Source organism: Streptomyces sp. NPDC058671 (assembly GCF_042716475.1).
Taxonomy (GTDB): domain Bacteria; phylum Actinomycetota; class Actinomycetes; order Streptomycetales; family Streptomycetaceae; genus Streptomyces.
Map to the genome: position 1 here is coordinate 260,667 of NZ_JBHXSA010000004.1, position 18,391 is coordinate 279,057.

The following is an 18,391-nucleotide window of genomic DNA, read 5'->3' on the forward strand; positions in this document are numbered from 1 at the left end:
CGACCCTCCTTGCCTTTCTCTTTGCCCTCCGACGTCATGCCCTCGGACGCCGTGCCCTCAGGTGCCCGTGCCCCGGCGTGCCGGGCCCGGACGCCGTGCCTCAGATCGTGAAGGGGCGCTGGCTCAGGAAGTCCGGCGCCGGCGTGCCGGTCAGGTAGAGGTTCGGGCTCTGGGTCGGGGGCAGCCTGCGCTGGATCGCCCGGTGGAAGTCCCGGTAGCCGCCCCGGAAGGCGCCGTCGTCCCACACCTTGAGCAGAGCCGCGGTGAAGGCTCCGTTGGCGTCGCCGTCGAGGGCGACCTGGTTGTCCTGGCAGGCCGACACGAGGAGCGCGTCGGGTCCCGCTCCGTCGGCCGGCGCGTCCTTCGCCAGCGAACGCCGGAGCTCCTCGAAGAAGCCGCGGTCCCGGTCGTCGAGCTGCCTCCGCCGGAATTCGGGCAGATGGCGGGGCGTGCCCTCGGCCGCGGCGGCGCCAGGGATCTCGATGCTGCTGCCGCTGTGGCAGCAGTCGAAGAGGGCGACGATCCGAACGTCGTCGGCGAAGGCGCGGAAGGCCCGGTGGACCTCGTCGTCGAGGAACTGGCGGTCGTAGAGCACCAGGGTCTCGTCGAGCGCGTCCGGCTCGTCGTCGGAACCCGTCGCGCCCACCTGCCCGCCGTGCCCCGAGTAGGTGAAGAGCAGGATGTCTCCGGGGCCGAGCCGTGCGGCGGCGTCGCCGAGCGCGGCGGTCACGTTGTCGACGGTGCCGTCGGGGGTGAGCAGGACGGTGGTCTCGAATCCGGCGGTGCGGGCGAGTCGCTCCATGTCGTGGGCGTCGTTCTCGCAGGCGTTCAGGGTGCCGTCCCAGCCGTCGTAGCGGGCGGGGTCGACCTGGTTGAGTCCGATGTGCAGGGCGAGTCCGGTGGCCATGGGTTGCCTCCTGGCGGGAAGCGGAGGGGAGACCGCCCGGGGCGTCTGATCGAGTGGCGTGTGGTCCGGCGCCGAGCGCGACCCTCTCCACGCGGTACTTACATCGTATGAACCCTTCGGATCTCCCGCCCCCTCCGGGCGAGGGCGGCGTCCCCCGTGATCTGCTCACCGACCGCACCGGCTACGACGAGAGCTTCCTCGGCCCGGTCGTCCCGCTGCCGCTTCCGGCGCGCGAGGCGGTCGAGACGGTGATCCTGCCGTACACCCACTTCACCGTGGTCTTCCGGCCCGACCGCCGCCTGGCGGCGTCGACGGCGGTGTGCATCGAAGGGCGCGAACTCCAGGAGGACGTGCCCCGCGACGACGTCTGGCTCTTCGATCCCCGACTGCCCGAGGAGCACCAGGCGGGCAACGACGTCTACCGGAACAACAGCCTCGACCGCGGCCATCTGGTGCGCCGGCTCGACCCGGTCTGGGGGCCCATGGCCACGGCGCTCCGCGCCAACGCGGACACCTTCCACTACACCAACGCCGCGCCCCAGGCGGACGTCTTCAACCAGGGCAAACAACTCTGGCAGGGCCTGGAGAACCACCTCCTCGACCACGCCGCCGCGTTCGACCGGAAGCTGACGGTGCTCACGGGCCCGGTGCTTCAGGACTCCGACCCGCCGTACCGGGGCATCCAGGTGCCGATGCGCTTCTGGAAGGTGGCGGCGTTCCTCCAGGACGGGGCGCTCGCCGCCGCCGGGTACGTCCTCGACCAGAGCCCCGACCTGAGCCGGGACGCGGAACGGGCCCTCGCCGGAGCGAAGGCCGGGGCGCCGCCGCCGCTCGGCCCGTTCCGGACGTACCAGGTCCCCGTATCGGACATCGCGGAGATCACCGAGCTGGAGTTCGGGCCGCTGCCGGACGTGGACGTGATGCCTCCGACGCGGGCCCCCGAGGAACGCTGGCGGCGCCTCGAGTCGTACGAGGACATGGTCCTGCACCCCTGACCCGCGAGCTCCCTCCTCCGCGTCCGGCCGCGATTGCGACCCTTCCGGGCCGGTGGAACGATGGGAGGGATCGGTCGCCACGTCCGATCCGTCACGTCCCGGCGCCGGAACGACCGGCGCTGAGCGAAGCTCGCCGGACAGGTGCGTATGCCGCTCACCGAGACCGAGTGGGGGCTCGTCGCCAGCTGGGTGCGGGACCACCTCGTCGACACCCCGGAGCCACGCGACCGGTTGCTGCGCGCGGGCCTCCCCGCCGACTTCGTCGAGGATCTGCCCCTCACCCCGGACCCCGACCGCAACGCCGTGCTCGTGGTCGCCGCCGCCCGCCGGGACATCGCCCATCAGCGCCGGCTGCTCTCCGTCCTCGCCGGTCTCGACGCGCTGTCCGCCATCGACGAACCGCACGCCTTCGAGCAGGGCGCGGAGGCCGGGAACCTGCTGACCCGGCTGCGGGAGGACGAACACCTCGGGCGCTCCGGGCGGGACCCGCTGGACAGCCGTCTGTTGAAGCACGGCACCGCCGTGTTCCTCGACCGGTCCGAACTGCGCGAGAAGCTCCGGGGGTTCCTCGCCGATCCGGAGCAGACGGTGCTGATCGTCGACGGCCCCCCGGACAGCGGCCGTTCCTACACGTACGAGCTGATCCGCCACCTCGGGCAGCACCACGGCTTCCGTCCGGTACGGGTGACGCTGTCCCGCACCTCCACGGCGGCGCGGCTGATGGAGCGGCTCTCGGCCTTCCTCGTGGGGCCGGAGGCCGACGGGTTTCCGTTGAATCCCACACGGTTGAACGATCCACTGCCGTCCTTCGAGGACGCCGCCCACCGTATCGTCGCCCGCGCGACCGCCGCCGAGGAGCGCTTCTGGCTGGTACTCGACGACTGCGACCGGCTCGACCCGCACGCGGACGTGTGGGACGCCATCGGGGTCCTGGCGCGGGCGATCTACGAGCACACCCCGGTACGGGCCGAGACCGTGCCGCGGCTCGTCCTGCTCGGCTACGCCACGACGATGCGGCAACTCCCGTACGAGATACGCAAGAACGAGTGCCGGGACACCACCCGGCTCGCGGACGAGGGGGATGTCCGGGACTTCTTCCAGGGGTTCTTCACCGACACGGTCGCCCCCGGGCAGGAGGGGACGGTCCGCGAGCTGACGGAGACGGCCGTGACCGAGGTCCTCCGTGCCGTCGACTCACCCTCGGGCGGCGAGAGTTACATGCGGCGGTTGTGCACGGCCGTGGAGGATGTCGTACGGATCCACCGGACGCTCCCTCCCTCGCCTCCGCCGGGCGAGGCGGGCCGACTGCTGCGGGACGCCCTGCACGCGACCGGCTCCGCCGCCGCCGTCGCCCTGCCCGACCCGCGCCGCTCCTACCGCGAGGCGGCCTGCCTGCTCCAGGAGTTCGATCCGGCGCTGCTCCGCCTGCCCGGCGAGGAACGGTCCACCGGGCGGGCGGTCCTGGAGCTCGTCGACGACTGCACGGCCCTGCCCTCGTCCGGGGCGTCGGTCTGGACGCTCAAGCCCGAGATCCGCGACGCGGCGCTCGCGGGGCTCACGGGTCCCGCGGCCGCGTGGGACGCCCTGCGGGCCAACATCGGGCTGCGCCCCGAGGGACCCGGTCCGGAACGCGCCGCCCTGGCCCTGCTCGCCGGCACCGACGCCCTGCTCGCCGACGCACCGCCCACCCCCGTCGGCTCCCCGCCTCCCTCGTCGCCCTCGTCGCCCTCGGAGAGCCCGAAGCCCCCGGAGACCTCGCCGCCCCTGGCGGACGACGACGACGTCGAGGCGCTGTCCGACACCCTCCAGGCCGTGCTCTGGCTGAGCCGTGTGCCGGGCTTGACCGGGCTGCCCTCCGTCGACGAGGTCCAGCACCGCCTCGAGGAGGCCCGGCTGCTCCAGCCGATGCGCCGGCTGATCCGGGGGACCTTCCACGGCCGCACCGCCGAACTCGACTCCCTGCACGCCTACCTGGCACTGCCCGAGGAGCCCGCGGAGCCCCCGGTGCTCCTCCACGGCCTCGGCGGCATCGGCAAGAGCACCCTGCTGGCCAAGTTCCTGGTCGACGCCCTCGCCGCGTCCGTGACCGGCTTCCCCTTCGCCTACATCGACTTCGCGCGTCCCACCCTCTCCGTCCACGAACCCGCCACCGTGATCGCGGAGACGGCGCGGCAGATCGGCGTCCACCACCCAGGCCTCCGCGCCTCCTTCGAGGCGCTCGCGGACGAGTGCGAGCGGACGGCCGCGGGCCAGCGCGGTGAACGCAACGAACTCGACGAACTCCGCGGCCTGGCCGGTACCCGGGCCACGCTCGCCCGCGACTACTCGTCCGACTTCCACGCCCGGGCCAGCGCCCGCGAACAGGAACTCGCCCACCGGCTCGCGTCCCTCGTCGCCCAGGCGGTCCGCCCGGCGCCCGGTGACAACGCGCCGCCGTTCGTCATCGTGATCGACTCCTTCGAGGAGGCCATGTACCGCGGCTCCCCCGTCATCACCCGGATGTGGGCCATCTGGACCGCGCTCCGCGCGGCCTACTCACGCCTGCGCTTCATCGTCTCGGGCCGCGCGCCGATCGACCACCCGGCCCGGGTCCTCACCCCGCGCACCATGGAGCTGACCGAGCTCGACCACGAGGCGTCCGTGGACCTCCTGATGTCGTCCGGGGTCCTCGACGAGGCGCTCGCGGAGGACCTCGCGGACCGCATCGGCGGCCATCCGCTGAGCCTCAAGCTGGCGGCCCGGACGGCGGTCGCCCTGGGCACCGGCTCCCCCGCGCTCGGCGGTCTCCTGCGCCAACTCCCTTCCCGACGCCGCTACTTCGACCGTCAGGTCGACCAGATGCTGATCCAGGGCACGCTGTACGACCGCATCCTCAAGCACATCGCGGAGGACGACGTCCGGGCCCTCGTCCAGGCGGGCCTCGCGCTCCGCTTCATCACCCCCGACCTGGTCCGGGAGGTGCTGGCCGGTCCGGCGGGGCTCCGTGTCACGACCGCGGGAGAGGCCCGGCGGCTGTACGGGCTGCTCACCTCGCGGGTCGACCTCATGGAGTCGGCGGGACCCGACGCCATCAGGCACCGGGCCGATCTGCGCGCCATCATGCTGCGCCTCTCGGACAGCGCGCGGACCGATCTGATGCGGGCCGTGGACCGCAGCGCCGTCGCCTACTACGCGGTCCGCGAGGGGGCCGGGAACCGCGCCGAGGAGATCTACCACCGGCTCCGGCTCGGCGAGAACCCCCGTACGGTGGAGGAACGCTGGGAACCGGGAGTCGCCGGGTACCTCGGCGGGGAGACCCACCGGGAGATGGCACCCCTCTCGGCCGCGTTCCTGCTCGGCAGGATCGGCGGCCACGTACCCGACCAGATCATGGTCGAGGCCGCCCAGGAGGACTGGGAGCGGATCGCCGCGCGCGAGGTCGAGGACCTGCTCACCCAGGGGTACGTGGAGGCCGCGGCCCAGCGGCTCGCGGAGCGGCGCCCGTGGACGCCGTGCAGCCGGCTGCACGCGCTGCTGGCGGAGACCCTGGCCCGGTCCGGACGCACGGCGGAGGCGCTCGCGGGCGCCGAGCGGGCCGTGGACGGGGCGACGGAGGCGGGCTGCGCGGAGACCCAGCTCGAACTGCTCCAGCTGTCCGCGCGGCTGGCGCAGGACACGGGTGACTTCGCGGTCGCGGACCGGAACCTCCAGGAGGCGGAGGAGATCGCGGCGGGCCTCGGGCTGCGGTACGAGTCCCTGGGCGTACTGGTCGCCCGCTCCCGGCTCGCGGCCCTCGCGGACGTCGACGCGGCCCCGGCGCGGGAGCGGCTCGCCCGCACACTGCGCGGGATGCCGGACGCCGACCTGGCGAGGCAGCCTTCCCTGGCCCGTACGGCGGCGGCCGCTGCCTGCCGTTCGGATCCGCAACTCCTGGAACACACGCTGAGGTTGGTGGGTCTCCCGGCGGACGAGGAGACGGTGGTGACCGAACTCGCCCGCTGGATCGACACCACCCTCACCGACGAACCCGCACTCCGCGAGCCGCTGACCCGCATCCTGGAGTCGGCGGCGGGCGAGGCGTACCCCGCCCCGGCGGCGGGTGCCCGGCTGGACCTCGCACGGATCGAGCGGGACCTGCGGGCGGCGCGGCGGCGCGGCACCCTGGACGGTGTCGCCCGGCAGGTGCTGACGCTCCGGGACGACAGCGGGGACCTGCTGCTGGGGGTCGCCGCGGCGATGGACTCCGGTCCGCTGCCGCGCGGCGCGGCGCGGCGGGCCGTCGCCGCCTCCGGCGCGTCCTCCCGCGGTCTCGCGCCGTCCGGCGGGGAGCCGGGCCCCTGGGCGGCCTCCCGCCCCGGCCACGGCGGAGCGGGGCTGTGGACCCGGCCGCCCCCGAACGCCGCCGGAGCAGCGGTCCGCGCGGAACCGTTCCTGCCGCAGCGGGAACTCGTCCGCCTCCGCAACTCCGCCATGGAGGCGGGGCTCGGGGACCGGTCCCTGCGCGCCGCCCTGCTCAAGGGCGTCCCCCGCTACTTCACGGCCACGCTCGAACCGCTGGACGACCCGCGGGAGCAGGTCCACGCCGACCTGAACGCGATGAACCAGGTCGAGCGTCTGATCGACGGCCTCGTCCCCCTGGAGATCTGGCTGCACAACGCCATCGAGAACACCCGTGAGCCCGGCCCGCGCGCCGTCCTCCAGGGCGCCCTCGACACCGTGGCCCGCGCGATCACCGGCGAGGCGGAGCTCCCGGCGGAGATGATGCCCGGGGAGATGAAGGAGGAGATCGTCCTCCAGGACGACACCGTGCCGTACGAGTTCCTCCACGGCGGCATCCGGGCCGGCGCCTGTGTCGCCCTGCTGCGGATCCCCCCGTACGAGGCGGGCGCCCCGCTCCTCCCCTCGTATCCGCACGGCGGTACGGGCTGGATGATCGCTCCCGGTCTGCTGATCACCAACCACCATGTGGTGATGGCCCGTTCGCACGAGCCGGGGGTCCGGCCGTACGTGAGCGACGAGGATCTACGACTCCAGGCGCTCATGTCCCGCTCGCGCTTCGACTTCGTCGAGAACGCGGCGGCGGCACCGGAGGCGACGGCCGGTGAACTCGCCGCGTGGGACGCGACTCTCGACTACGCGATCGTGCGGCTCGCGCCCGACCAGGAGCAGCGCCCCATGCTCAGGGTGTCCACCCGGCCGCTGCTCGTCCGGGAGCGGCAGCGCGTCCCGGTCAACATCATCCAGCACCCGGGCGGCATGCCGAAGCGGGTCGCGCTGCGCAACAACCTGGTCTACCGGGCGGACGAGCACGACATCCTCTACTTCACCGACACCCGGGGCGGCTCCTCCGGCTCACCGGTCTGCCTCGACGACTGGACGGTGGTGGGGCTGCACCGAGGGACGCGGAAGGTCGACGACGTCGAGTTCCAGGGAGCGCGGACGCGGTTCGTGAACGTCGGGACCCAGATGAGCAGCATCCTCGCCCATCTCCGTCAGTTCCGGACGGAGTTGTACGAGGAGATCATGGCCGCCCAGTCGGGGCGGCCCGGCCGCGCGGACGCGACGAACGGAAGGCCGAGGTGAGGGACCATGCCGAACGGACCACGGAGGGTGTCGCCGGTCGCGACCGCCACCGAGCAGATCTTCGGTGATCTGCGGGAGGTCGCCGCGCGGGTGCGCGGGGACCTGGAGGCGGAGATCGCGGAGTCCACGTTCGAACTCCCCGCCGACGCGGCTCCGGCGGCCGAGTTCTCCCGCTTCGCCCGTGAGGAGCGGGCCCGTGTCCTCGAGGCCGGGGTCAGCGGCCTGGAGAAGCTGGCCGCGCACCGGGAGGACGAGCTCGACGGCGACGAGGCCTTCGGGGTGGAGGCGATCGTCCTCCTGGAGGGCCGTCCCGCGATCCTGGTCCAGCGCCAGGACTTCGCCCCGCAGCGCGACGAGTGGGCGGTCCTCGACGGTCAACGACCCTCCATCCGCGAGTCCCTGGCACGGGTCGGCCGGGTCGAGGTGACCGGGCACCCACGACTCGACTGGGTCGGCACGGCCTTCCTCGTCGGTCCCCGCACGGTGATGACGAACCGTCATGTGGCGGTGGAGTTCAGCCGGTCCCAGGACGACGGCGGCGCCCCGTGGGCCTTCGGGTACGGCATGTCGGCGCGGGTCGACCCGGCGGAGGAGCAGCCGGTCGACGGCGTGACGCCGGGGGCCTCCGCCCCGTACGAGATCACGGGGATCATCGGCATCCACGAGGACGTCGACATGGCGGTGTTGCGGGTCGAGCCCTCCGCCGACGGCGGGCTGCCCACCCCGCTCGCGGTCGCGGCGGACGCCCCGGCGAGCGTCCCCGGCCGCCCGGTGTACGTGGTCGGGTATCCGGCCTGGGACGGCCGGCGCAACGAACCGGAGTCGATGCGCCGGATCTTCATGGACGTCTACAACGTGAAGCGGCTGCAGCCGGGCATGGCGACCGAGTTCACCCCGGGCGGCCTGGTGATGAAGCACGACTGCTCGACGCTCGGCGGAAACAGCGGCTCCCCGGTCTTCGACCTCGGCGACCACCGCGTCCTCGGCCTCCACTTCGGCGGCCGCTACCGGACGGGAAACCTCGCCGTCCCGCTCTGGGAGCTGGTGGACGATCCGCTGCTCGCCGCGGCGGAGGTCAACTGGGTCTGAGTCACCCCGCCCGTACGGTCATCCCTGCCCGGCGCCGGTGAGGACGGCGGCGAACTCGCCCCGGACGGTGGTGCCGTCGGACAGCCGCCACTCGGCGGTGACCCGGCCGACGCCCTCCGTGGCGGAGTCCGCACCGGCGCGGAGGACCCGCCGTACCCGAAGGGTCAGCGGCGCGGACGCGCCGGGGACCCGTACCACCATGTCGGTGTGGTCCGTGCCTTCGGTGACCCGTACGAGTTCCACGCCGGCCGCGCCGCCCACCGCCGGGGCGGGCGAGACGGCGACGGTGGGGTCGGGGGCGTCGGTCTCGGACTGGGCCTGGGCCTGCGTCCGGCCGGTGAGGAGCGCGTACAACTGGGTGACGAACACCGGGTCGTGGGTGGCGTCGTGGACCCAGCGCTTTCCGAGGACGCCGTGCTCCATGGTCCCGATCAGGGCGTGCTCTGCGCCCGCGAGGGGTCCGGCGCGGTACGTCATGGGGACGAGGTACGTGACGGCCGTGTCGCCCTCGCCATCGGTCACCGCGACGATCTCGATGCCGACCTCGCCCGCCGGGTCGTCGAGCCGGAAGCCTCTGGCGTTCACCGGCCGCGCCTCCGCGCCGGTGTGCCACTCGCGGGCGGGCAGCCACTCCGTGAGCAGTTCCAGCTTGGTGGGGCGCAGGGTGGTGCGGTGGATGACGGCCATCGTGCGGGTCTCCCTCTCCTCCGTGGTCCGGGCCTGCGCAACGTAACAGACCGTGTCAGGGCCGACGAAGCCGACGCGGTCGGCGGGGGCGGCCGCCACCGTGGCAGAGTCTGAGGGTGGGGCCGAACCGTTGGAGGAGCGAATCATGGGACGAGTGACCGTGCGGCGGCGCGTACTGCGCATCCGGGACGGCGTGACCTCGCACCGCCCGGACACCCTGGCCGCCGAGGAACCGATGGAGATCCGCGTCGGCGGACGCCCGCTGACCGTGACGATGCGGACCCCCGGCGACGACTTCGACCTCGCCGCCGGATTCCTGGTGAGCGAGGGCGTCGTCCACGCCGCGGCGGACGTGACCGGGATCCGCTACTGCGCGGGCGCCACCGCCGACGGAGGCAACACGTACAACGTGGTCGATGTCGGCCTGGCTCCGGACGTCACCGCTCCCGACGCCTCTCTGGAACGCAACTTCTACACCACGTCCTCCTGCGGGCTGTGCGGCAAGGCCAGCCTCGACGCCGTCCGCACCACCGCCGCCTGGACCGTCGGCGAAGACCCGCTGCGCGTCGGGGCCGACGTGCTGGCGGCGCTCCCCGACACGCTGCGGGCGGCCCAACGCGTCTTCGACACCACCGGAGGCCTGCACGCCGCCGGGCTCTTCGCGCCCACCGGCGAACTGCTCTGCCTCCGCGAGGACGTCGGCCGGCACAACGCCGTCGACAAGGTCATCGGCCACGCCCTGCGCGAAGGGCGACTTCCGCTGCGGGGCACCGTGCTGATGGTCAGCGGCCGTGCCTCCTTCGAACTCGTGCAGAAGGCGGTCATGGCCGGCATCCCCCTGCTCGCGGCCGTCTCCGCCCCCTCCTCGCTCGCCGTCGACCTCGCGGCGGAGACCGGGCTCACCCTCGTCGGATTCCTCCGGGGCGCGTCCATGAACGTCTACACCCACGACGAGCGCGTCGACGCCCCCTGCTGACGACCATGGCCCCTCGGGGGGCTACCGCCAGTCGTCCCAGGGCGGCGGCTCCTCCATGCCGTCCATGTCGTAGGGCGGCTCCTCGTCGTACGGCGCCGAGGCCTCCGGAACGGCGGCGGACGCGGACTCGGGCCGGGCTGCCGACGCGGGGACGACGGCGGCGACGGCAGAGGCGGGTGGGGCGGCGGCGGGCCCGGTGGCGGTGGCGCCGCACTCCGCCAAGGCGGCGAGGACACCCTCGGCGTACTTGGTGAGCTTGGCCTCGCCGACGCCTCCGACGGTGCCGAGCTCCTCGACCGTGCCCGGGACCCGCGTCGCGATCTCCCGGAGCGTGGCGTCGTGGAAGACGACGTACGCCGGTACGCCCTGCTCCCGCGCCGTCGCGGCCCGCCAGGCGCGGAGCGCCTCGAAGACCGGCACGGCGGCGTCCGGCAGGTCGACCGGCACCCGGGCGCCCTTGCCCGAGCGGGCGCCGGACTCCTTGCGGGCGGGGGCGGCCGGCGCCTTCTCCTTCCGCACCGTGACGGTGCGACGCCCGCCGAGCACCTCGGCGCTTTCCTCGGTGAGCACGAGCGTGCCGTAGTCGCCCTCCACCGCCAGGAGCCGCAGTGCGAGGAGCTGGCGGACGACCCCGCGCCACTCCGCGGTGCCCAGCTCCGCGCCGACGCCGAACACCGAGAGCGCGTCGTGGTCGAACTGGATGACCTTGGCGGTCTTCTTGCCCTGGAGGATGTCGATGATCTGGCCGGCGCCGAACTTCTGGCGCCGCTCCTTGGCGAGGCGCCACACGGTGGACAGCAGTTTCTGCGCGGCGACCGTGCCGTCCCAGGACTCGGCCGGTGTCAGGCAGGTGTCGCAGTTGCCGCAGGGCTCGCCCGACTGTCCGAAGTACGCGAGCAGGCGCACACGGCGGCAGTCGACGGTCTCGCAGAGCGCGAGCATGGCGTCCAGGTGCATGGCGAGGGCGCGCCGGTGCTGCTCGTCGCCCTCGGAGCCGTCGATGAGCTTGCGCTGCTGGACCACGTCCTGGAGGCCGTACGCCAGCCATGCCGTGGCCGGCTCGCCGTCGCGCCCGGCGCGGCCGGTCTCCTGGTAGTAGCCCTCGACCGACTTCGGCAGGTCGAGGTGGGCCACGAAGCGCACGTCCGGCTTGTCGATGCCCATGCCGAAGGCGATCGTCGCCACGACGACGACCCCGTCCTCCCGCAGGAACCGGGACTGGTTGGCCGCGCGCGTACGGGCGTCCATGCCGGCGTGGTAGGGCACGGCGTCGATGCCGTGCTCCACCAGGAGGGCCGCGGTCTTCTCGACGGAGGCCCGCGAGAGGCAGTAGACGACCCCGGCGTCCCCCTCGTGCTCGGTCCGGATCAGGTCGAGCAGCTGCTTGTGCGGGCTGTTCTTGGGGACGATGCGGTACTGGATGTTCGGCCGGTCGAAGCCCGCGACGAAGTGCCGGGCGTCCTCCAGGGCGAGCCGGGCCGCGATCTCCTTGTGGGTGGCCTCGGTGGCCGTCGCGGTCAGCGCGATGCGCGGCACCTTGGGCCAGCGCTCGTGCAGCATGGACAGGGCGAGGTAGTCGGGGCGGAAGTCGTGGCCCCACTGGGCGACGCAGTGCGCCTCGTCGATCGCGAAGAGCGACACCGTGCCCCGGTCGAGGAGCCGCTGGGTGCCCTCGGTGCGCAGGCGCTCGGGGGCCAGGTAGAGCAGGTCGAGCTCGTCGGCGAGGAAGGCCTGCTCGACGGCCTGGCGCTCGTACGGATCCTGCGTGGAGTTGAGGAATCCGGCCCGCACTCCGAGGGCCCGCAGCGCGTCCACCTGGTCCTGCATCAGGGCGATGAGCGGCGAGATCACGACGCCCGTGCCCTCTCTGACGAGGGCCGGGATCTGGTAGCACAGGGACTTGCCGCCGCCGGTCGGCATGAGCACGAGGGCGTCGCCGCCGCCGACGACCTGCTCGATGATCTCCTGCTGCTCCCCTCGGAAGGAGCTGTAGCCGAAGACGCGGTGGAGGACGCCCGCTGCCTCGGAGATCACGGCGGAATCGTCGGTGAGGACCATTCACCCACCCTATCGGCCGGCACCGACACCCCTGCCGCCTCCGGGCGAACCTGTGGACAACCTCCCTGGCGGCGGGCCACCCTCTGAGGCAACGTGCGGGGCGAACCCCGCGTCCTTCCGCAGGGACGCGTCGGCCGACACGACACCCCCGGCCCCAGGGAACAGGACACCTCATGAGCGACAAGGCCCGCACTCTCTTCGACGCCCTCGACCTCGACCACGACGGGACGCTGACCCGCACCGAGGTGATCAGCGCCCTGCGCGCCAAGGGCCCGACCCTCGCCGCGCAGGGGGTGATCCCCTTCTGGGGCGTGGGCACCGCCGACGACGCATCGGCCCTGTTCGACGAGGCCGACCAGAATGGTGACCGCGTCCTGTCGTTCGAGGAGTTCGCCGCCCTGGTCGACCGCCGCTTCGGGTGGTGACCGTGGCGGGGCGGCGCGAAGGCCGTACGCGCGCCCGCCCGTCCGGCCCGACGGCCACGGCCGCTCACCTCTCCGGGGGTGTGGACGTCTTGACCGGAGCGGCACCCCGGGAGCTACAGTCATGAAAACTTGCGCTGCTAGTTTTGAGGGCCCTCCCCACACCTTGGAGCCGTGACCATGCGCCCCGTCTACTTCGCCACCGCCCGGCGCACGCCGATCGGCCGCCTCCGCGGCGCCCTCTCCGGCGTCAGGCCCGACGACCTCGCCGCGACCGCCGTCCGCGCCGTCCTGGACGCGGTGCCGTCGCTCGACCCGGCCCGGATCGACGACGTCTACTGGGGCGCGGCCAACCAGTCCGGCGAGGACAACCGCAACGTGGCCAGGATGGCGGTGCTCCTCGCCGGGCTCCCGGAGACCGTCCCCGGCGCCACCCTCAACCGGCTCTGCGCCTCCGGCCTGGAGGCGGTCACCACCGCCGCCCGCGCCATCGCCTCCGGCGAGGCCGACATCGTGCTCGCCGGCGGCTCGGAGTCGATGAGCCGCGCCCCCTTCGTCCTCCCCCGCGCGGAACAGGCGCTCCCCCACCACCAGCAGATCCACGACACCAAGCTGGGCTGGCGGATGACCAACCCGCGGATGAAGGAACTCCACGGGGTGCTCTCCATGGGAGAGACGGCCGAGGAGGTCGCCGCCCGGTACGGCGTCAGCCGTGAGGACCAGGACGCCTTCGCTCTGCGCAGCCACCGGCTCGCCGCCGCGGCCCGCAAGGACGGCCTGTTCGACGCCGAGACCGTCCCCGTCACCCTCCCGGACGGCACCGTCGTCGCGCACGACGAGTCGATCAGGCCCGACACCACGCCGGAGAAGCTGGCCGCCCTGAAGCCGGTCTTCCGGCCCGACGGCACCGTGACCGCGGGCAACGCCTCGCCGATGAACGACGGGGCGGCCGCGCTGCTGCTCGTGACCGAGGACGTGCTGCACGAGCTGGGTCTCGAACCGCTCGGCCGCTACGTGGCCGGCGGCAGCGCCGGCGTCCACCCGGACGTCATGGGCATCGGCCCGGTCCCCGCGGTGCGCCGGGTCCTCACCAGGACCGGCCGCGCCCTCACGGACATCGACACCGCCGAGTTCAACGAGGCCTTCGCCGCCCAGGCCCTGGCCTGCGTCCGCGAGCTCGGCATCGACCCCGAGCGGGTCAACCCCCAGGGCGGCGCGATCGCTCTCGGCCACCCCCTGGGCGGCTCGGGCGCCCGGATCCTCACCACCCTGCTCCACCGCATGCACCGCACGGGCGACCGCCACGGCCTCGCCACCATGTGCGTCGGCGTCGGCCAGGGCACCGCCGTCCTGGTCGACCGGGACTGATCCGACCGGGCGCCTCGCGAGACACCTCCGTGTCGTCGTCGGCCCCGTCCCACCTGAGCGGCCTCCGGTCAGGTGTGACGGGGCTCACGCGTTCTCCTCGGGATCCGTGTAGACCGTCGTGGCCCTCCCAGGCGTATGCCCGGTGAAGCAAGAGACCCGGGAGTTGCCGTTGACCGTCGAAGAGTTCGAAGCGTTCTACGTCCAGGCGGTCGGGCGGCTCACCGGGCAGCTCTACGTCATGCTCGGCGATCTGCAGGAGGCTGAAGACGTTGTCCAGGAAGCGTTCATCAAGGGCTGGAACCGGCGACGGCAGCTCGACCGCGACGCCGGACCGGAGGCGTGGGTCCGGAAGGTCGCCTGGCGTCTGGCCGTGAGCCGATGGCGCTTCCGGCGCCGTACGGCCGAGGCCTGGGGCCGGCGCGCGGCTCCGCCCGACATGCCGGGGCCTGGGCCGGAACACGTGGTGCTGGTCGAGGCGCTGCGTACCCTGCCCGCCCAGCAACGGCGCACCATCGCCCTCCACCATCTGTGCGACCTCACCGTCGAACAGATAGCGGACGAGACCGGGCTGTCCGCCAGCACGGTCAAGACCCACCTCGGCCGTGGGCGTGCCGCCCTGGCCGACCGGCTGCGGGACAGCGTGCAGGAGGCCCCCGGTGCGTGACGACATCGACGACCCGTCCTTGAAGATCCTGTTCCGGGCGGCCGCCGATCACGGCCGTCGGCACGCCACGCCGCTGCCCGTCGCCCAGGTCGTCGAGCGGGGCAGGCGCTACCGCCGGCGCCGTACGGCCCTCGTCCTGGTCGCGGCGAGCGCCGTCGCGGCCCTCGGCGTGGTCACGGCGGTCGGGCCCGGACCCGAGGCCCCCGGCCCCGTCATGCCCGCGACCAGTCCTTCCGCCCCGCTGCCGGGCCCGACCACCAGCCCTGCCGGGCCCCTGCCCACGCGGACGGGGGCGGGCAGCACGCCGCCGCCGACCGCCCCCGGCACGACGACCCTGCACGGCTGACGCTCCGCGTCCCGCCTCCGGGACGGCCCGCGCACCAGGGCCGGTCCCGCCCTTTCACGTACCCACGGAGAGACAACACCCATGCCTGTCACGGCACCCGCCTCCCCGAGGCATGCCCCCGAACGGTCGGACACCGCCGTGCCCCGGGCGTCCGCGAACGCCCCGCGGCCTGATCGTCCGGGCCGGGCGGACACCTGGCTCGGGCGCGCCAGGTCCCGTGTGCGACCGGTCGACCGCGAGGTCCTGTGGTTGTACCTGGTGACCCGGGTGGCCGTGTGGACGACCGCGTACTGCACCCGCCGGCTGTTCCCCGCGGACGGGGACAGCCGGGTGCCCGAACCGGTACTGGCGTCCTTCGAGCGCTGGGACTGGGGGCACTTCCTCCACATAGCCAGGGACGGCTACTTCCCCGAGGGCGGAGCCGGCCCCGCCGCGGGGGACAACAGGGAGGCGTTCTTCCCGGGCTTTCCCCTGCTTCTGCGGGCGGTGCACAGGGTGGTCCCCGACTGGACCGTCGCCGGGCTGCTCGTCTCGTTCGTCGCCGGCGCGGTCGCGGTGCTGGCGCTCGCGCGGATCGCCGAGCTCCACCTGCCGGACGCGCCCACGGGCAGACGCGCCGCCCTGTTCCTGCTGCTGTCCCCGTGCGCGGTCTTCCTCGCCGCCGGATACAGCGAGGCCCTCTTCCTGGCCTTCGCCCTGCCCGCGTGGCTGGCCGCCCAGCGGCACCACTGGCCTCTCGCCGCGCTCCTGGCCGCCGGTGCCACCACCGTCCGTGTCAACGGCCTCTTCCTCGCCGCCGCCCTCGCCGTCCACTTCCTCCTCACGGTGCGCGCGCGTAGGCGGCGCGCCGCACTCCTCGCGCTGCCCGCCCTGCCGGCTCTCCTCTACTTCTGGTACCTGTACGAGCGGACCGGCGACCTGATGGCGTGGAAGCACGCCCAGGAACGCGGCTGGTACCGGCATTTCCGCGCCCCCTGGGACGCCTGGTCCCAGACCTGGCACGAGGCCTTCGACCGGACCCAGGCCACCGGCTACGCCGCCCTGTTCCAGGCGGACCTGGTGGCGATGCTCCTCGGCCTCGGCCTGCTGGCCTTCCTCGTGCGCCGGCGGCGCTGGCCGGAAGCCGTGTACATCGCGCTGACCCTGTGGGCGCTCGGCACCTCGTACTGGTACATGTCCATCGCCCGCAGCACCCTGCTGTGGTGGCCCCTCTGGATCGGCCTCGCCGTCCGGAGTCTGCGCGGCAGGAGGGTGACGACGGCGTACGTCTGCGTCGTCGCCCCCCTGAGCACGATCCTCACCGTCACGTTCCTGACGGGCCGCTGGGCGGGCTGACCTCGGTCCCGGAACGATCGAGGGGCCGTTCCAGATCACTCTGGAACGGCCCCTCGATGAACGACTCTTTCGAGTCGGGACGACAGGATTTGAACCTGCGACCCCTTGACCCCCAGTCAAGTGCGCTACCAAGCTGCGCCACGTCCCGCTGCCCGTCTGACCTGGGGTTTCCCCCAGCTGGACGCGCAGGAGAACAATACCGCACTTTCTTCGGTGGTCACGAACCGTTTCCGGGCGCGCGGGGAGGGCCGAGCGCCGGGGTTGGCGCGTTCACTCTCTGTGACGCGCCTTCGCGCCGGGCAGTGCGCCCGCGCGCCTGCTCCGGGGGTTCGAAGGGGGCGTGCGGGAGGTCGGCAGGCCGTTCCACCTGGGCAGGAAGGGAGGGGGCGGGGTTGCCGGAATCCCGATCCCGTGGGGAGGAAGGTGCTCATGGGGTGCCCCGGGCGCTCTCATGACCATATGACGGCGAGTTCGTTGCCGTTGGCATGTGGCAGAAAGATGCCCACGGGGAATGGACTGCGGACCGGGCCGAGCAGGCCAAGACCCTACGAAACACAGTCGAAAACAATCGTCAACCGCTCGGGTTTCGGACAAATCTCGTGGCGATATTGCTCCGTCCCAGAAAGATCAACACCATGAAGTGGTCGGCCTGTTCGGGACGGGACCACTGCCGATGCACCACCTGCTCGGACAACCGATCAGGCGTTTCGCAGGGGAGGGACTCGAATGGACGGCTATTTCAGCAGTCGACTGCATCATCAGCTCAGGGAGACGGTCCGCGATTTCGCAGAGCGTGAGGTTCGGCCACGGATAGCCGAGATGGAGGCGTCCCGCACGGTCCACCACGAACTGTCACGACTGATCGCCGCGCAGGGCTGGCTGGGCGCGACAATCGGCCAGGAGTACGGCGGCATGGGCGCCGGCCATCTGGCCAAGACCATCATCATCGAGGAGCTGTCCCGGGTCAGCGGCGCCATGGGCGCCATGGTCCAGGCCTCGCAGCTGGGCACCGCCAAGATCGTCCACTTCGGGAGCGACGAGCAGCGGAAGACCTGGCTCCCGGTGATCGCCGCCGGCGAGTGCCTGCCCACCATCGCGGTCACCGAGCCCGAGTCCGGGGGCCATGTCCTCGGCATGAGCGCCGACGCGGTGCGCGACGGCGACGACTACATCCTGAACGGGAGCAAGGTCTTCGTCGGCAACAGCCACGTCGGCGACCTGCACGGCGTCGTGGTCAGGACCGGTCCCGGTTCGAAAGGGCTCACGGCCTTCCTGGTCGAATCCGATCGCCCGGGGTTCAGGACCGGTCCCCAGCAGACGGCCATGGGACTCCACGGTTTCAGCTTCGGCGAACTGATCTTCGAGAACTGCCGGGTCCCGGCCGCCAACCGGCTCGGCGACGAGGGCGACGGCCTCTCCGTCGCCTACTCCTCCAGCGTCCTCTACGGCCGGGCCAACCTGACCGCGGTCTCGCTCGGCATCCACCGGGCGATCCTGGAGGAGACCACCCGGTTCGCCTCCGAGCGCATCCGGTACGGCAAGCCGCTCCACGACCTCCCCACGGTCAAGCTGAAGCTCGGCCAGATGCAGTCCCGGCTGATGACCTCCCGGCTTGCGGCGTACCACGCCGTGCACATGCTCGACCAGGGTCTGTCCTGCGACGCCGAGCTGATGAACGCCAAGCTCGTCAACGTCGAGTCGGCGATCGACTCCGGTCGCAACGCCATGGAGATCCACGCCGCCGCCGGCCTCTTCACGGACCGGGCCATCGAGCGCTACCTCCGGGACGCGCACCACATCTTCGCCCCGGCCGGCACGTCCGACATCCAGCTGCTGCGGCTGGCCGAGGTCGCCCTCGGCCAGGACAAGGGCAGCTGGTCGGAGCGGCTGTCCGAGCTGGTCCGCACACCGGAACCGGAACCGGTGCACGCCTGACCCCCGGAACGCCGGGAACCCCGGCACGGCGGCGGCCGCACCGGGGC

The 18,391-nt window shown here is 72.8% G+C and carries 13 protein-coding genes and 1 tRNA gene; 10 read left to right on the plus strand and 4 right to left on the minus strand.

Annotation, left to right across the window (positions count from 1 at the left end; all coding sequences use genetic code 11):
* Positions 1 to 100: 100 nt before the first annotated feature.
* Complete coding sequence (locus ACFWV2_RS07530; protein ID WP_384403108.1) at positions 101 to 907, minus strand: caspase domain-containing protein; 807 nt, start codon at positions 905 to 907, stop codon at positions 101 to 103.
* Positions 908 to 1,014: 107 nt separating this feature from the next.
* Here ACFWV2_RS07530 and ACFWV2_RS07535 point away from each other — a divergent pair, with 107 nt between their 5' ends.
* From ACFWV2_RS07535 to ACFWV2_RS07545, 3 genes are all read left to right on the plus strand, one after another.
* A complete protein-coding gene (locus ACFWV2_RS07535; RefSeq protein ID WP_384403111.1) occupies positions 1,015 to 1,902 on the plus strand; it encodes a DNA/RNA non-specific endonuclease in 888 nt (295 codons plus the stop codon).
* 147 nt (positions 1,903 to 2,049) lie between these two features.
* On the plus strand, positions 2,050 to 7,464 hold the full coding sequence (locus tag ACFWV2_RS07540; protein ID WP_384403114.1) for a trypsin-like peptidase domain-containing protein: 5,415 nt from the start codon (positions 2,050 to 2,052) through the stop codon (positions 7,462 to 7,464).
* A 6-nt stretch (positions 7,465 to 7,470) separates the two neighbouring features.
* The gene (locus ACFWV2_RS07545) at positions 7,471 to 8,553 is read left to right on the plus strand and encodes a trypsin-like serine peptidase (protein WP_384403118.1); all 1,083 of its coding nucleotides are present in this window, start codon (positions 7,471 to 7,473) and stop codon (positions 8,551 to 8,553) included.
* 18 nt (positions 8,554 to 8,571) lie between these two features.
* Here the strand turns inward: ACFWV2_RS07545 and ACFWV2_RS07550 are convergent, their stop codons facing one another.
* Positions 8,572 to 9,240, minus strand: a complete 669-nt coding sequence (locus ACFWV2_RS07550; protein ID WP_384403295.1) for a 1,4-alpha-glucan branching protein — start codon at positions 9,238 to 9,240, stop codon at positions 8,572 to 8,574.
* Positions 9,241 to 9,385: 145 nt separating this feature from the next.
* Between ACFWV2_RS07550 and fdhD the strand changes: the two genes are divergently transcribed.
* Positions 9,386 to 10,216 carry a formate dehydrogenase accessory sulfurtransferase FdhD gene (gene fdhD / locus ACFWV2_RS07555; protein WP_384403121.1) on the plus strand — a complete coding sequence of 277 codons (831 nt, stop codon included), beginning with the start codon at positions 9,386 to 9,388 and terminating at the stop codon, positions 10,214 to 10,216.
* A gap of 21 nt (positions 10,217 to 10,237) precedes the next feature.
* Here fdhD and recQ read toward each other — a convergent pair whose 3' ends face one another.
* Positions 10,238 to 12,274 carry a DNA helicase RecQ gene (recQ, locus tag ACFWV2_RS07560; protein WP_384403124.1) on the minus strand — a complete coding sequence of 679 codons (2,037 nt, stop codon included), beginning with the start codon at positions 12,272 to 12,274 and terminating at the stop codon, positions 10,238 to 10,240.
* A gap of 173 nt (positions 12,275 to 12,447) precedes the next feature.
* Between recQ and ACFWV2_RS07565 the strand changes: the two genes are divergently transcribed.
* The 5 genes from ACFWV2_RS07565 (at position 12,448) to ACFWV2_RS07585 (ending at position 16,409) form a co-directional block, all read left to right on the plus strand.
* Positions 12,448 to 12,699, plus strand: a complete 252-nt coding sequence (locus ACFWV2_RS07565) for an EF-hand domain-containing protein (RefSeq protein ID WP_384403127.1) — start codon at positions 12,448 to 12,450, stop codon at positions 12,697 to 12,699.
* 177 nt (positions 12,700 to 12,876) lie between these two features.
* Positions 12,877 to 14,064 carry a thiolase family protein gene (locus ACFWV2_RS07570; RefSeq protein ID WP_384403298.1) on the plus strand — a complete coding sequence of 396 codons (1,188 nt, stop codon included), beginning with the start codon at positions 12,877 to 12,879 and terminating at the stop codon, positions 14,062 to 14,064.
* Between the two features lie 142 nt (positions 14,065 to 14,206).
* Positions 14,207 to 14,728, plus strand: a complete 522-nt coding sequence (locus tag ACFWV2_RS07575) for a SigE family RNA polymerase sigma factor (RefSeq protein WP_384403130.1) — start codon at positions 14,207 to 14,209, stop codon at positions 14,726 to 14,728.
* Complete coding sequence (locus tag ACFWV2_RS07580; RefSeq protein ID WP_384403133.1) at positions 14,721 to 15,074, plus strand: hypothetical protein; 354 nt, start codon at positions 14,721 to 14,723, stop codon at positions 15,072 to 15,074. The genes ACFWV2_RS07575 and ACFWV2_RS07580 overlap by 8 nt, the downstream gene beginning before the upstream one ends.
* A gap of 81 nt (positions 15,075 to 15,155) precedes the next feature.
* The gene (locus ACFWV2_RS07585) at positions 15,156 to 16,409 is read left to right on the plus strand and encodes a mannosyltransferase family protein (RefSeq protein WP_384403136.1); all 1,254 of its coding nucleotides are present in this window, start codon (positions 15,156 to 15,158) and stop codon (positions 16,407 to 16,409) included.
* Between the two features lie 74 nt (positions 16,410 to 16,483).
* On the opposite strand, the gene ACFWV2_RS07590 is transcribed toward ACFWV2_RS07585, so the two are convergent.
* Positions 16,484 to 16,557: transfer RNA gene (locus ACFWV2_RS07590), tRNA-Pro, on the minus strand.
* A 578-nt stretch (positions 16,558 to 17,135) separates the two neighbouring features.
* Between ACFWV2_RS07590 and ACFWV2_RS07595 the strand changes: the two genes are divergently transcribed.
* Positions 17,136 to 18,344 (plus strand): acyl-CoA dehydrogenase family protein, encoded by a 1,209-nt coding sequence (locus tag ACFWV2_RS07595; RefSeq protein ID WP_384403139.1) that lies wholly within the window; start codon positions 17,136 to 17,138, stop codon positions 18,342 to 18,344.
* Positions 18,345 to 18,391: the final 47 nt, after the last annotated feature.